This window comes from Arthrobacter pullicola (assembly GCF_014836875.1).
In the GTDB taxonomy this organism is placed as follows: Bacteria; Actinomycetota; Actinomycetes; order Actinomycetales; family Micrococcaceae; genus Arthrobacter_B; species Arthrobacter_B pullicola.
Genome location: NZ_JACSQC010000003.1, coordinates 467,666 through 481,611, shown reverse-complemented (window position 1 = coordinate 481,611; position 13,946 = coordinate 467,666). Strand labels below are relative to the sequence as shown.

Annotated in this window: 13 protein-coding genes; 8 read left to right on the top strand and 5 right to left on the bottom strand. The window is 67.4% G+C overall.

The window, feature by feature from the left end:
* Nucleotides 1-38 precede the first annotated feature (38 nt).
* Nucleotides 39-1,895: an ABC transporter ATP-binding protein gene (locus H9638_RS08415; RefSeq protein WP_191746851.1), complete on the bottom strand. Its 1,857-nt coding sequence runs from the start codon at nt 1,893-1,895 to the stop codon at nt 39-41.
* A 265-nt stretch (nt 1,896-2,160) separates the two neighbouring features.
* Between H9638_RS08415 and H9638_RS08410 the strand changes: the two genes are divergently transcribed.
* Nucleotides 2,161-3,567 carry a DUF2254 domain-containing protein gene (locus tag H9638_RS08410; RefSeq protein WP_225217153.1) on the top strand — a complete coding sequence of 469 codons (1,407 nt, stop codon included), beginning with the start codon at nt 2,161-2,163 and terminating at the stop codon, nt 3,565-3,567.
* A 72-nt stretch (nt 3,568-3,639) separates the two neighbouring features.
* Complete coding sequence (locus H9638_RS08405) at nt 3,640-4,134, top strand: MarR family winged helix-turn-helix transcriptional regulator (RefSeq protein WP_191746741.1); 495 nt, start codon at nt 3,640-3,642, stop codon at nt 4,132-4,134.
* 23 nt (nt 4,135-4,157) lie between these two features.
* On the opposite strand, the gene H9638_RS08400 is transcribed toward H9638_RS08405, so the two are convergent.
* The 3 genes from H9638_RS08400 to H9638_RS08390 are packed head-to-tail and all read right to left on the bottom strand — an operon-like array spanning nt 4,158 to nt 6,735.
* Nucleotides 4,158-5,159 (bottom strand): heme-dependent oxidative N-demethylase family protein, encoded by a 1,002-nt coding sequence (locus tag H9638_RS08400; protein WP_191746740.1) that lies wholly within the window; start codon nt 5,157-5,159, stop codon nt 4,158-4,160.
* Entirely contained in the window at nt 5,159-6,139 is a 981-nt protein-coding gene (locus H9638_RS17080) for a PDR/VanB family oxidoreductase (RefSeq protein ID WP_318241823.1), read from the bottom strand. The genes H9638_RS08400 and H9638_RS17080 overlap by 1 nt, the downstream gene beginning before the upstream one ends.
* Nucleotides 6,136-6,735, bottom strand: coding sequence for a dimethylamine monooxygenase subunit DmmA family protein (locus tag H9638_RS08390; RefSeq protein WP_191746739.1), 600 nt, complete (start codon nt 6,733-6,735; stop codon nt 6,136-6,138). The genes H9638_RS17080 and H9638_RS08390 overlap by 4 nt, the downstream gene beginning before the upstream one ends.
* 280 nt (nt 6,736-7,015) lie before the next feature.
* On the opposite strand from H9638_RS08390, the gene H9638_RS08385 reads away from it, so the two are divergent.
* Together H9638_RS08385 and H9638_RS08380 are read left to right on the top strand one after the other, a co-directional pair.
* Complete coding sequence (locus H9638_RS08385) at nt 7,016-8,434, top strand: YhgE/Pip domain-containing protein (RefSeq protein ID WP_191746738.1); 1,419 nt, start codon at nt 7,016-7,018, stop codon at nt 8,432-8,434.
* Between the two features lie 93 nt (nt 8,435-8,527).
* Nucleotides 8,528-9,820, top strand: coding sequence for a pyridoxal phosphate-dependent aminotransferase (locus H9638_RS08380; RefSeq protein WP_191746737.1), 1,293 nt, complete (start codon nt 8,528-8,530; stop codon nt 9,818-9,820).
* 78 nt (nt 9,821-9,898) lie between these two features.
* Here the strand turns inward: H9638_RS08380 and H9638_RS08375 are convergent, their stop codons facing one another.
* Complete coding sequence (locus H9638_RS08375) at nt 9,899-10,669, bottom strand: putative protein N(5)-glutamine methyltransferase (protein ID WP_318241822.1); 771 nt, start codon at nt 10,667-10,669, stop codon at nt 9,899-9,901.
* Nucleotides 10,670-10,777: 108 nt separating this feature from the next.
* On the opposite strand from H9638_RS08375, the gene H9638_RS08370 reads away from it, so the two are divergent.
* The 4 genes from H9638_RS08370 (at nt 10,778) to H9638_RS08355 (ending at nt 13,937) form a co-directional block, all read left to right on the top strand.
* A complete protein-coding gene (locus H9638_RS08370; protein ID WP_191746735.1) occupies nt 10,778-11,188 on the top strand; it encodes a TOBE domain-containing protein in 411 nt (136 codons plus the stop codon).
* On the top strand, nt 11,188-11,976 hold the full coding sequence (gene modA / locus H9638_RS08365) for a molybdate ABC transporter substrate-binding protein (protein ID WP_191746734.1): 789 nt from the start codon (nt 11,188-11,190) through the stop codon (nt 11,974-11,976). The genes H9638_RS08370 and modA overlap by 1 nt, the downstream gene beginning before the upstream one ends.
* Before the next feature lie 72 nt (nt 11,977-12,048).
* Entirely contained in the window at nt 12,049-12,840 is a 792-nt protein-coding gene (locus H9638_RS08360) for an ABC transporter permease (RefSeq protein WP_191746733.1), read from the top strand.
* Complete coding sequence (locus H9638_RS08355) at nt 12,837-13,937, top strand: sulfate/molybdate ABC transporter ATP-binding protein (RefSeq protein WP_191746732.1); 1,101 nt, start codon at nt 12,837-12,839, stop codon at nt 13,935-13,937. Before H9638_RS08360 ends, H9638_RS08355 begins: the two co-directional genes overlap by 4 nt.
* The last annotated feature ends 9 nt before the right edge of the window (nt 13,938-13,946 follow it).

Below are 13,946 nucleotides of genomic sequence, written 5' to 3'. Positions count from 1 at the left end.
GTCGAAGTGTGGCGGGCACAGCGGGGCCGCCTCCCGTGTCAGCGTCTGCTGCCGGTTTCGGCACCGGTGCGTTCTGCCAGCCGGGCGAAAGGACCGTTCCCGCTGCGAAGCTCTGCCGGCGTGCCGCGCTCCACGATACGGCCGCCGTCGAGCACCACCACCTGATCCGCGTTCTGCACGGTGGAAAGCCGGTGCGCGATGGTCAGGGTGGTCCGCCCCGCGGAAAGCTGTTCCAGCGCCAGCTGCACCTGCGCCTCGGTGGTGTTGTCCAGGGCGGAGGTGGCCTCGTCCAGGACCAGCACCGGAGGGTTCCGCAGGATGGTCCGGGCGATCGCCAGGCGCTGCTGCTCACCGCCGGAGAAGCGGTGTCCGCGCGCACCAACCAGTGTGTCCAGACCCTCGGGCAGGGCGCCGATGGTGCCGGCCATCTGCGCGGCGGACAGTGCGTCCCAAAGCTCGGTATCGGATGCTTCCGGGGTAGCCAGCAGCAGGTTCTCGCGGACCGAGGCGTGGATCAGGTAAGTTTCCTGCGACACAACCCCCACTATCCGGGCCAGATCCTCTGGGGCCAGGTCCCTAACGTTGATGCCGTCAATCGTGATCCGGCCGCCGGATGCTTCGTTCAGGCGCGGTACCAGTGAGGCCAGCGTGCTTTTGCCCGAGCCGGTGGGCCCGACGACGGCGGTGGTGGACCCGGCGGGCAGCGTCAGGGTGATGCCGTGCAGGACGTCAGTGCCGCCGTCGTAGGAAAAGCTGACGTCCTCGAACCGGACGTCACCGCGCAGCCGGGAAGCATCCAGCCGGACCGGATTGGCGGGCGCCTTAATCTGCGGATCCAGGTCCAGGTACTCGAATATCCGGCTGAAGAACGCCAGGGCGGTGACCCACTGGACGCCGATGTCCAGGAGCCCCATCACCGGGCGGAAAATCGTGGCCTGCAGGCCGGTGAAGGCGACCAGGGTGCCGATCGTCATGCCGCCGCTGGTCGCCGGGAATCCGGCAGCCAGGTAAATAATGGCCGGAATCGCGGCGAAGACCACCTGCATGGTGGCCATCCGCCAGCGGCCGGCGAGCTGGCTGCGCAACTCCAGGCCCACCAGGTTCTCCGACCGCGCGGTGAACCGCTCGGCGTCGCGCGGAATGGTGCCCAGGGTTTTGGCCAGGCGGACGCCGGAGACGGAGAGGCCTTCTTCGACCTGGGTGTGCAGCGCCGCGAGTTCGCGCTGGCGTTCGTCGGTGACCGTCCGGCGGAGTCTCGCGACCTTGCGGGACAGCCAGATTGCCGGTGGAAGGACCACCAGGGAGATCAGACTCAGTCCGGGGGACAACGCGGCCATGGCCGCGGCGGTTGCGATCGTGGTGGTGAGGTTGGAGGCCACACCGGTCGCCGTGGTCGTCACTACCGACTGCATGCCGGAGATGTCGTGCGTCAGCCGGGACTGGACTTCGCCCCCGCGGGTACGGGTGAAAAAGCCGAGGGACTGCGCCTGCAGGTGGGTGAAAAGCTGGACGCGGAGGGTGTGCATCACGCGCTGCCCCATGGCTGTGGCCAGCCAGGTCTGGACAACGCCAATGGCGGAGGTGAGCGCGGCAACGCCCACCATCGAGGCGGTGAGGATCAGCAGCAGCGTGGTGTTTCCGTGCGGCAGCGCATCGTCGATCACCGCGCGGACCAGGAAAGGCTGGGCCAGGTTGATGACCGACGCGACACTGATCAGCAGCACGACGACGGCGATGGTCCGCTTGTGCGGGGCGAAGAGCCGGGCGATGCGGCGCAGGCTGACCGGATGGCGGGCCAGCTGTTTTTTGTCCGCCGGGTTCAGGCGGGCTGGACCGCGTCCGCCGCCACCGCCGGACGGGCCGCCGCCTGGAACCGCTCCGGGTCCTTCGGGAATGCCGGCGCCCGGGCGTTCCCGGGTGGTGTTGTGAATGGCCAAAGATTCCTCCTCATGAATCCGGGTTTGCGCAGCAGTGCTTCGCGCCGGATATGTAGAGGTTACCTCATTATGTGGTTGCCGTGAACCATGCTCTGGTTCCGGCTGATGTCAGCTGGCGGTCCGCCGTCTCAGGGGGAACCGCCACCGGCTCCCGCGAAATTGGAGGCCCGTGAAACGCCCGGGGCACAATGGACAGGAAACGAACGGTTGAACCAGCGAGGAGATGCATAAGGTGTCGGTGCCGGGAAGTATGCGGGATCCGTCGACGGTCCGTAAGCCGGGTGGAACTGCTGGGAGCCGCCCCCGCTTCCGGTTCAACCGGGAGTCGCTGCGGGCGTCGCTGTGGTTCTGGCCGGTCCTCGCGTGCCTGGGCGCACTCCTGCTGACGCTGCTGCTCCTTCCGGTGCGGCCGGACGGCGGTCCGGGTTCCGCGGACTGGCTGTGGCCGTCCGGCGTTGACGCCGCAGCCACGCTGCTCCAAACGGTGGCCACCAGCGTTATGACGGCCGCGACCGTGACGTTCTCCCTGACCGTGGTTGCGCTGCAGCTGGCATCCCAGCAGTTCTCGCCCCGGCTGCTGCGCGAATTTGCCCGGGATCCGCTGACCCAGGTGGTTTTGGCGGTGCTGCTGGCAACGTTCGTGGTGAGCATTACGGGCCTGCGCGGTATGGATCCGGAACGCCCCGTGCCGGTGCTGGTGGTGGCCCTGGTGTATGCGCTGGGCATCGGCTGCGCTGCCGTGCTGCTCCTGTTCATCGGGCACATCACGCGTTCCCTGCGGGTGGACACCATGATGCTGACCGTTCACCAGACCTGCCTCGCCGTACTTGACGACACCTATCCGGCGTCGGAGAAGGGCGAAGTCCAAACTTTCCCCGCGGCCGCCGGCGGAACTCTCGTTCCGGCTGTCCGCAGCGGGATCGTCCAGGCGGTCCACTGGCAGCCGCTGATGAGAATCCTTGAGGAACAGCGCCTGGTCCTGCGGATGCAGGTGCAGCCGGGCGACCATGTGACGGTCGGGACGCCTGTGGCCACGGTCTGGCACGACGACGGCGGCGGTGCGGTTGACCTGGCCGGGCTGCGGCAGTGCCTGGTGGACGCTTTGGAGATCGGCTACGAGCGCACCCCGGAGCAGGACGCGGCCCTAGGGCTGCGCCAGCTGACGGATATCGCCGTCAAGGCGACCTCATGGAGCATCAACGATCCGATCACTGCCGCGCATGCCCTGGGCTACTGTGCCGACCTGCTGGTCGATATCCAGCGCCGCAGGCTGGGACCGGAAGGCCATGCTGATTCCGCAGGGACCGTGCGGCTGGTTACCGTGGGCCGGGATTACCGGTACTTCCTGGACCTGGTGTGCGGGCCGGTCCGCCGGTTCGCGAACTCCGAGCCGATTGTCCTGACCGCGATTCTGCGGCTCCTGCGGGACTGCGCTGCGAACGCCGTTAACCAGGACCAGCGGAACGAGATCCGCCGCCAGGCAGAGCTGGTCCTGGAGACCATGGCGGATGGCCTGATCGGGGCGGATGAGCTCGAAATCCGGGATATGGCCAGGCGGGTGCACGCGGCCGCCGACGGAAAGATCGAGGAGGCCTTCGCGGACCGGGCAGGGGAGACCCGCTCGGTTTAGCGGTGGTCCGCAGTCGCCTGCGGTGCTGTGGTTACCTCACAGTGTGGCCGGGGCGCGGCTAGACTGGGTGGCATGCCGCACCCAGAAGCTGACTCCGCCGTCCTCGGTGACCTGATGCATGCCGCGTTCCGCGGCCTGCGGGGCCGTTGGCTGACGCAGCTGGCACCGTTCGACCTGACACCGCATCAGTACCGCGCGCTCAACGCCGTTGCACGGAACGCAGACGACGGCGGCATGCGGCTCAAGGAACTGGCGGAACAGCTGCGGATCGCTCCGCGGTCGGCGACTGAAGTGGTAGACCAGCTTGAGGGCAAGGGTCTGCTGGCCCGCGGACCGGACCCGTCCGACCGGCGGGCGACGCTCATTTCGCTGACTGCCGAAGGCACCGCAATGCGCGACGGCGTCCGCAAGGACCGTGCCCGGGAAGCCGACGAGTACTTCGCTGCACTATCCGCCGGGGATCGGGCAGAGCTTGCCCGGATCCTGGGCGTGCTGGCGAAGGGCGCACCCGAGGGGCACTTCCGGCACGGCCGCGGAGGACGGGCAGAGTCTCAGCCCCGCAGATAGTTCTCCCGGCACAGGCGCAGCCCTTAGTCTTTGCCCGACCCCAGCAGCCAGTCGGCGGCGGGTCCGCGGATTCGGGCAAGCCCCTTGTACTCGACCAGATCCTCCGGCAGGCCACGCAGCACCTCGCCGAACCGCGCGCGCCACACAGGGACCAGGGCCAGATCCCGCAGGGACAGCAGATGCGTGCGGATCAGGAACAGCAGGCCACCGGTGCTGGGGACCTTGATCAGGTGCTGGACCTCCACCCGCAGGTGCAGCCGGTCCGGCAGGGCCGGATCCTCCGCGATCGAGGCCCGGTGCGGCCCCCACTCGGGATAGGTCTCGGTGGAGATATCCAGGCGCCGGTCCACCGAAACACTCCAATTGGTCCGCCGGTAGGGCTCACCGGGCTGGAGGCCAATCAGGAACTTTTCCGCCCGCTCGATGACGCCCAGGTCCGCCACCCGGGGCACGGGTGCATGGATCTCGCTGAAGGGGAGACCGACGTCGAACCGCAGGGACCAGTTGGAAGCAAACGTCACCACTCCGGCATCCAGCCAGAGCGCCCCCTCCCGGTGGTGCAGCAAGGCAAAGTCCTCCTGCATCTGGCTGGAGAGGAACCTCAGCGGGCCGCCGGGCACCGTGGTGTCGTCTCCGTAGGTGAAGAAAAGGCCTGTGCCGGTGAGTTGATTGGTCCAGCGGCACCTGGTTCCGCTGCGCTCATACCGCATCGAATCCGGATAGGCGCCGGCCAGTTCAGTGAGGACAAAGTTCAGGGCGCCCCACACACTGGGACGCAGGTGCGGGGTTTCGGCGGCGCGGCTCGGATCACGCGCCAGGATGCTCCGGCGCACGGAGAGGTCCTGTGAGTAATCGTCGTCCACCTCCACGATCCGCCGGCCCCACCCGCCGGCAGCTGTAGGCCTGAACCGGCCCGCCGGCTCCACATTGACGCTGTACATGTACTGCCCGTGCGGGAAGGGGAAGGGGAACCGGCGCACGTGTGCGGGAAGGCCGGGAGTGGGCTCCGCGCCGCCGTCGCGCATCACAGGTCCACACCGATCCGTTCACCGGCAGCCCGGGAAACGCAGGGCATGATCACGCTATTGCTGCTTCTGGCAGCAGCCGGCAGATAGCTGTCGCGGTGGAGCGGGACCCCGGATGTCACGGTGAGCCGGCACTCGCCGCACACGCCCTGCCGGCACAGATTGGGGATCTCCAGGCCCTCGTCCTCGAGGGCTTCGAGCAGCGACATTCCGGCGGGCACGGGAACAGTCCGGCCGCTGCGTTCCAGATGGACGGTGAAGGGTTGTCCCGGTTCCAGGACAGCGTTATCAAACACCTCCCGGTGCAACCGCTCCTCCGGCCAGCCGAATCCCCGGGCAGCGCCGATCACCGACTCGACGAAGCTGGTGCCGCCGCAGACATAGAGGTGGGTGCCCAGTGGCTGGTGTGTCAGCGCAGCGGAAAGCTGGCGGACAAACACCGGCCGGTCCGGGCACTCGATGAGCCTGCCGCCGCACAGCTCCCGCAGCTCCTGCACATGGGGTGCAATGCGGTGCCGGTAGCCGTAGAGCACCGAAAACGGCTGGCGCCACATTGCTGCAGCCCGGGCGTGGGACAGGACCGGGGTCACGCCGATGCCGCCGGCGATCAGCAGGTGGCGGGTGGCCGTGGCCTGGGGGCTGAAACCGTTGCGCGGGCGGGAAACCCGGACCCGGTCTCCCGGGTGCAGGCCGTGGAGAAAGCGGGAACCACCGCCGCCGTCGTCCTGCAGGAGAACTGTGATCGTGTACGCGGACGGGACTGTCCCCGATGCGGTGAGCGAGTAGGCATTCACCTTGTTGCCGCATTCGACCAGAAGGTGGCTGCCCGGCACGAACTCCGGCAGCGGCGAGCCGTCCGGGCTGGCCAGGGCCAGGGACCGCACTCCGGGTGCTTCGTCGCGGGTGGACTGGACCACCAGGGTGAAGCCCTGCCGCAGGGGGAGCGGACGCCGGTAACCCGCCGCGGCAGCGTGATTCACGTTGGTCCCTCCTGTTGTGAAACCGGCTCGATGCCGGCGGCGACCCCCAGGTACGCGGACAGGGTACGGGAGAAATGGTCGAAGATCTCCAGACTGCGGCCGCAGCCGCTGCAGCAGAGGCGGGATCCGGGCTCCAGGACGGTGCGGGTGATGGTCCTGCAATGCGGGCAATAGACGCGGCGGGCGGGATCCGACCTGGACAGCAGCAGAATCTCGGCGGAGACCATGCCATAGGCCAGGGCATCGGTCCGGGCGGCAAGAACATCGGTCTCCGGACCGGCCAGAACCAGCTGGGTTCCGACGACGGCGGCGCTCACCTCGCTGCGCAGCCACTCGGCCGCTGCTGCACCATAGAGGGCCGGAACCGCAGGATGCACGCCGGAATCCGGGCTGGACGCGGGAGGCGCCGGCCGGAAGCTAGCCGTGATGGTGGCGGCCCGGGCGGAACCCAGTTGTTCCAGCATTCGGGACCGGTCGGCATCGGTGAAGGCCAGTGCGATCCGGCAACGCACGAACTGGTCCGGCGGGGCGGGGGCAGCAGGGCTGCCGGCGGCAGGGTGTGTCTGGCCAGCGGCCGGCAACGGAACAGGTTCCATATGTTCCTCCTGGCAGGTCAGCGGGCGTGCACCGGGGATCGCTCTGCCGCCCAGCGTAAGCGCTGGTTGCGGTCCGCGTCAGCCAGTAGTTTGCGGGAAGCCAGAACCGGCGGTGCTGCCCAGGCAGGAGGCAGTCCCGCCCGGGGATGAGTTGAGCCGCTTCCACGCGGTATGCCTGGTCCGGCCTGTTCTCCGCAGCGAACCGGCGCGTAGCGTCGATGGGGACAAACGCTCCCGCGGATCAAACGGAGCGTGTCCGGCGATCCGGGAGGTTCTTCCCATGCCAGCACATAACTCCCTGCCCGGCGACGCCGCCCGGCCCAGACGCCATCGGAGTGAATCCCGCGCGGCCGCGTTCCTGTCCCCACTCACCTGGCTGCTTCCGTTGTTGGTGCTTCTGCTGCTCGGCGGCACGGGTTCGGCCCTCTACATCGGCGGACTTGGCAGTCCGTCCGGGCACCTGCAGCACGTGCCGATCGCCGTCGTTAACCGTGACCAGGGGAGCGACGCCGGTGGTACGGAACAGAACTTCGGACAGAACATCACGGACACCCTGACCGAGAATTTCGGCAAGACCGATGAAATCGACCTCCGGCCGCTGAACTGGGACGACGCCCAGCATCAGCTGAGGTCCGGACAGGTTTATGCCGCTGTGGTGTTCAACGAGGACTTCTCCGCCGACGCCGCCGGGTTGGTGACGTCCAGCCTCACGGCGTCGGAGGCCAGCAGGCCGCAGGTCACGCTCTACACCAACCCGCTCGCCAGTCCGCTGGGGAGCCAGCTGGCGGGTGAAGCCGTGGAACCTGCTCTGCGGGAGGCCAGCAGCAGCCTGGGGGGACAGCTGGAGTCCTCCGCCCAGGCCGCCCAGACCGAGGCGCAGCGGAGCCTGGACCGGCAGCTGGCCCAGGTGCCACTGCCTGCAGCTGTGGAGAGCAGCCTGGCCCCGCAGATCGACGGAACGGCGGAGACGGTGCTGCGGGATCCGATCCAGGTCACCGAAACGCCCTTCGAAAGCCCGGCCCAGGGGGAAGCACTTGGCATGGGAGCGTTCTTCTACTCCGTGCTGCTGATGGTGGTGGGAATCAGCGGATCGGTGACGCTCCACTTCCTGATCGACTCACGGCTGGGGGTCAGCCCGGTCGAACTGGGGACCAGATTTGTCCTCGGCCCCCGGCTGCAGCCGGCGCGCTGGGTGACGTTCCTGCTCAAGTGGGGCCTGATGCTGGCTATCGCGGTGCCCACCGCGGGTTTGATCATGTGGATCGCCAACCTGGTGGGCATGCCCATTCCGCACGGCGGATGGTTCTTCTTCAGCACCTGGCTGTCGCTGGCCACCATTTCAGCGGTCACGCTGGGACTGGTGACCCTTTTCGGCAGCGCCGGGCTGATCCTCTCCATGATCTACGTGGTGTTTATGGGGCTTCCCGCGGCCACGGGTGTGGTTCCGCTGGAAATGCTGCCGGGCTTCTTCAGCTTCATCGCCAGGGGCGAACCGCTCTATCAAATGACTATCGCCAACAAAGCCATCCTCTATTTCGACGCCGAGGCAGGCGCCGGACTGCAGGCCGGCCTGATTGGCATGGGCATTATCATTCTGGTCTTCGTGGTGATCGCGCTGGCCGCCGGCTTGCTGTACGACAGGCTGTTCGGCGTCCGGTCGGCGCTGCCAGAGCGGAGGAAGGCTGCGGCCCGGACCTGACACAGGCGCTTCCGGCAGTAATTCCGGCCCGGTTCGAGCCGTCATGGAACGGCCCGTTTTGGCGCAAGGGCCAGGTGGTGGGAAAATCCGATGATGCGTCCCATGCAGAATTCCAGCCGTTTGCAGAACATCCGCTACGATCTCCGGGGCCCCGTGCAGCACGTGGCCAAGCAGATGGAGGCCGCCGGCCAGCGGATCCTGAAGATGAATCTGGGTGATCCGGCGCCCTTCGGACTGGAAGCGCCGGAATCGATCGTGGTGGATATGATCCACCACCTGCGCGGCGCCCAGGGTTACAGCGACTCAAAAGGCATCTTCTCGGCACGGACCGCTATTTCGCAGTACTACCAGACCAGGGGTCTGATGCAGATCGGCGTCGAGGATATCTTCATCGGCAACGGGGTCAGCGAGCTGATCTCCATGACGCTGCAGGCATTCCTGGAACCGGGCGACCAGGTGCTGATCCCCTCACCGGACTACCCCCTGTGGACGGCCTCCGTGATGCTGTCCGGCGGTGAAGCCGTGCACTACGCCTGCGACGAGGAGAACAACTGGTGGCCGGACATGGCCGATCTGGAAGCCAAGATCACCGACCGCACCCGCGCGATTGTGATCATCAATCCGAACAACCCCACCGGCGCCGTGTACCCCCGGCATATCCTGGAACAGTTCGCCGACCTGGCCCGCCGGCACGAACTGGTGCTCTTCTCCGATGAGATTTACGAGAAGATCCTCTACAAGGATGCGGTGCACATTCATACCGCGTCGGTGGCCGGGGACCTGCCCGTGCTGACTTTCTCCGGCCTGTCCAAGGCCTACCGGATGCCCGGCTACCGCGCCGGCTGGGTAGCCGTGACCGGCAAGCGCGCCGATACCGCCGCCTACCGCGAATCCCTAGAACTGCTGGCTTCGCTGCGGCTCTGCCCCAACGTTCCTGCACAGCATGCGATTCAAACCTCGCTGGGCGGCTACCAGAGCATCGGGGACCTGGTGAAACCAGGCGGACGCCTGGCGGAGCAGGGGGACCTGGCGTGCCGGCTGCTGAATGAAATCCCCGGCGTCAGCTGTGTCCCGGCCGCCGGCGCAATGTATCTGTTCCCGAAGCTGGACCGTGAGATGTACCCGTTCGACGACGACGAGAAGTTTGTCCTGGACCTGCTCGAGGAACAGAAGATCCTGGTCTCGCAGGGAACGGCCTTCCACTGGCCGACCCCGGATCACTTCCGCTTCGTGATCCTGCCGGCCGAGGATGACATCCGCGACGCCGTCAACCGGATCGCGTCGTTCCTGGCCAGCCACCGGCGCACCCCCGGTACGGCGGGCTCAGCGCAGACGGCAGACGGCGGCATTCTCGAACCGGCCGGGGCCGACGTTTCAGGGGACTAGAGCTCCGGAGACCCGGGAACCTCCGGCGCGCGGTCACGGCGGGATCAGCGCCTCAGTCCGCTCAGCACCTCAGCCCGCTCAGCACCTCAGTCCGCTCAGCACCGTGGCGTCCGATTTCTCCTCCCGCAGAACCTCGGGCCGCAGACCTGCGGCGGTAAAAACAGCCGTCAGTGCGGGCACCTGGCCGGTGCTGCACTCCACGAACAGGCGGCCCCCGGGCCGGAGCCAGGCCGGTGCCTCAGCGGCGATCCGGCCCAGGACCTTGAGGCCCTGCTCACCGCCGTCGAGCGCGTCTGCTGGTTCGTGCAGCCGGGCCTCCCGCGGCATAAAGACCAGGCGCTCCGTGGGCACGTAGGGCGCGTTTGCCACCACCAGGTCAGTGCTTCCGCGAAGCCTGTGCGGCAGGGCGGCAAAGAGGTCGCCCTGGTAAACAGCGGCACGGGCTCCGAGATTCAACCGGGCGTAGCCGGCTGCATCCGCAGACAGGTCAGCGGCGTGCAGCCGGGCGGACGGGACGGCTGCCGCAACTGCCGCGCTGATCGCACCTGATCCGCAGCACAGCTCCACCACCAGCGCTGCGGCGCCTCCGCCGCGCTCCGCCTGCTCCCGCAGGAAATCTACGACGGCGGCTGCCAGAAACTCGGTCCGCCGCCTGGGGATAAAAACGCCCGGACCGACCCGAATCCGCAGCCCGCTGAACTGCGCCCAGCCGAGGAGGTATTCGAGGGGTTCGCCGGCGGCCCTCCGGGTCAGCAGCGACTCCAGCTCACTGCCCGAAGCTGCCGCGGTAACCAGCAGCAGCGCTTCTTCTTCGGCGAATACGCAGCCAGCACTCCGCAGCCGCGACACTGACTGAGACAGTGACGCGTCTCGATCCAACCGATCTAGCCGATCAAAGTTCCGCATATATTTCAGGTTCCTCTGGAAATAGACGCATGTGCGGCATATTGTCGGACTATGCCTAGCCTGAGAGTCGCCGAAGCAGCACGGTTTCTGGGAGTCAGCGATGACACCGTCCGGCGCTGGATAGAGCACGGTACCCTGACCGGCCGCCGCGATGCCAGTGGCCGGCAGGTTATTGACTCCCTGGAACTGGCACGTCTGGCGCGGCGGCAGGCGCATTTGCCGGAGGACCCCACAGAGATTGCCAGTTCTGCACGGAACCGCTTCGTAGGCCTGGTGACTGAAATTGTGATGGACAAGGTGATGGCCCAGGTTGAACTGCAGTGCGGGCCGTTCCGGGTGGTATCGCTGATGAGTTCGGAGGCCGTGCGGGAACTCGGGCTGGAACCCGGGTCCACGGCCACCGCCGTGGTGAAGGCAACCAACGTTATCGTCGAAATGCCCCCGGTAAAGAAGCAGGCCTAATGCTCCACAGGAATCGTCCGTTTCGTGCTGCCCGGACGGGTGCACTGTGGCTGGCCGCCGCGATGCTGCTGGCCGCGTGTGGCGGGACGACGTCGTCCTCAGATTCGGAACCTGCGCGCGAGCTGATGGTCTTCGCTGCGGCGTCGCTGTCCGGGCCCTTCACGGACCTGGCCGAAGAATTCGAGGCCGTCCACCCCGGCACCACCGTCCGGCTGAACTTTGCCGGTTCAGCGGATTTGGCAACCCAGATCCACTCCGGCGCCCCGGCGGATGTCTTCGCATCAGCGGACAAAGCCAACATGGACAAAGTCGCCGCTGACGGCTTGACGGCCGGCGATCCCCAGCCTTTCGCCGTCAACACCCTGACGATCGCTGTGCCGCCGGGCAATCCCGCGGGTATCACCGGGTTCGGTGACCTGGGCGAACCCGGCAGACAGGTGGTGATGTGCGCGGAGCAGGTTCCCTGCGGCGCCGCGGCTGCGCGGATCGAAGCAGTCACCGGAACGGAGATTAGCCCGGTGAGCGAGGAGTCCTCTGTCTCCGGCGTCCTGGGAAAAGTCTCCTCCGGAGAGGCGGACGCGGGGCTGGTGTACGTCACCGATGTGCTCGCGGCCGCCGGGAGCGTGCAGGAAGTGGCCTTCCCGGAAGCAGCCCACGCGGTGAACACCTACCCGATCGTGCGTATTGTCCACGCCCGGCAGCCGGTGCTGGCTGACGATTTCATCAGCTTTGTCCACAGCGGCGCCGGCCAGGACGTCCTGCGGGAAGCAGGTTTCGGTGCGCCCTAGCAAGCTGCGCCCTCCACAGGTCCGCCGCAGCCGGGAAGCCATGGCAGGCATCGGGGCAGCCGGAGCGCCACGATGATTCAGCTGCCACGCTGGGTACTGGCTGCTGCCGGCCTGGGAACGGTGTTTCTTCTGCTGCCGCTGGCGGCCATCACCGCCGAGGTGAACTGGGGAGAATTCATCCCCCTGATCACCTCCGAATCGTCGCTCGCTGCGCTCTCGCTGAGCCTGCGCACAGCTACCGTCAGCACCCTGCTCTGCGTACTGCTTGGCGTGCCGCTCGCACTGGTCCTGGCCCGGCTGCAATTTCCCGGCAAACGGCTGGTGCGGGCACTGGTCCTGCTGCCGCTGGTGCTGCCGCCCGTGGTTGGCGGGATCGCGCTTCTCTATACCTTCGGGCGGCAGGGGTTGCTCGGTGGTGCGCTGGAGGTCCTGGGGATCCAGATAGCGTTCTCCACCACCGCCGTCGTCCTGGCACAGACCTTCGTGGCACTCCCGTTTCTGGTGCTCAGTGTCGAAGGCTCACTCCGGACAGCGGGCACCCGGTATGAGGCAGTGGCGGCAACCCTGGGCGCCGGCCCCGGAACCGTCCTGCGGCGGGTGACCGTTCCGCTGGTGCTTCCGGGGCTGGCCTCCGGCGCCGTCCTATCCTTCGCCCGCTGCCTGGGCGAGTTCGGTGCCACGCTTGCCTTCGCCGGGAGTCTCCAGGGCGTCACCCGAACGCTTCCACTGGAGATCTACCTGCAGCGCGAGACCGACGCCGATGCAGCCGTGGCCCTTTCACTGGTTTTGGTGGCGGTCGCGGTGATCGTTGTGGGTCTGTCCTACCGCAGCGCTTCCTCCGGTACGGCCGTGGTGCGCCCATGAGGCTGGACCTGCGTGCTGTGCTCCCTGAGCGGGGCCTCGACGTCACCCTGGAAATTGCGGCCGGTGAAACGGTGGCGCTGCTTGGACCGAACGGTGCCGGGAAATCCACGGTGGTCTCCCTGATCGCCGGTTTGCTGCAGCCCGGGGCTGGGCGGGCGGAGCTTGGCGGACGGGTACTGTTCGACGTCGACGAGGGCGTGCTGCTGCCGCCCCACCGCCGGGGCACTGCCCTGCTGGCCCAGGAGCCGCTGCTCTTTCCGCACCTGAGCGCCGAGGAGAACGTGGCCTTTGGGCCCCGAAGTGCCGGAATTCCCCGGAGGGAGGCCCGGACGGCGGCCCGCTACTGGCTGGAACAGGCCGACGCGGGCGGTTTGGCCTCCCGCAAACCCGCCGAACTGTCCGGCGGGCAGGCCCAGCGGGTGGCCCTGGCCCGTGCGCTGGCCGCGGAACCGTCCCTGCTGCTCCTGGACGAGCCCATGGCGGCGCTTGACGTTCACAGCGCACCTTTACTGCGGCGGTTACTTAGCCGCGTCCTGGTTGAGCGAACTGCCCTGATTGTCACCCACGATGTTCTGGATGCCCTGATGCTGGCGGACAGAGTGCTGGTCATGCAGGGCGGACGGATCGTTGAGGGCGGCCCGCCGGGAGAGGTCCTGCGGCAACCCCGCAGCCGGTTCACGGCGAGCCTTGCCGGCTTGAACCTGGTGGAGGGCAGCCGCAGCGGCAACAGCTTCAGGGCGCGGGGGTTCGAGGTTCAATGCGCATCGGCAGCGGCCCCCGGCCAGCTCCTGGATGAGGAAGAATGGTTCGCTGCCTTTCCGCCGTCTTCGGTTTTGGTCAGTGTGACGGACCCGGCGGCTCCGGCCGGGCCCGCCCACTGCGCTGGGCAGGCCCACGCCGGAAACGTTCTCAGGGTCACCGTCACTGACCTTGAGCCCCGGGGTGACAGGATCCGGGTCGGAGCGGGGGAGCTCGCCGCCGACATCAGTCCGGCTGAGGCAGCGGATCTGGCACTGCGGCCGGGTCAGGAGATCTTTTTCACCCTGGACGCGTTGGCCATGGCGTTCTATCCCGCGCAGACCAGCCCGATTCTTTAGCCAACCTTC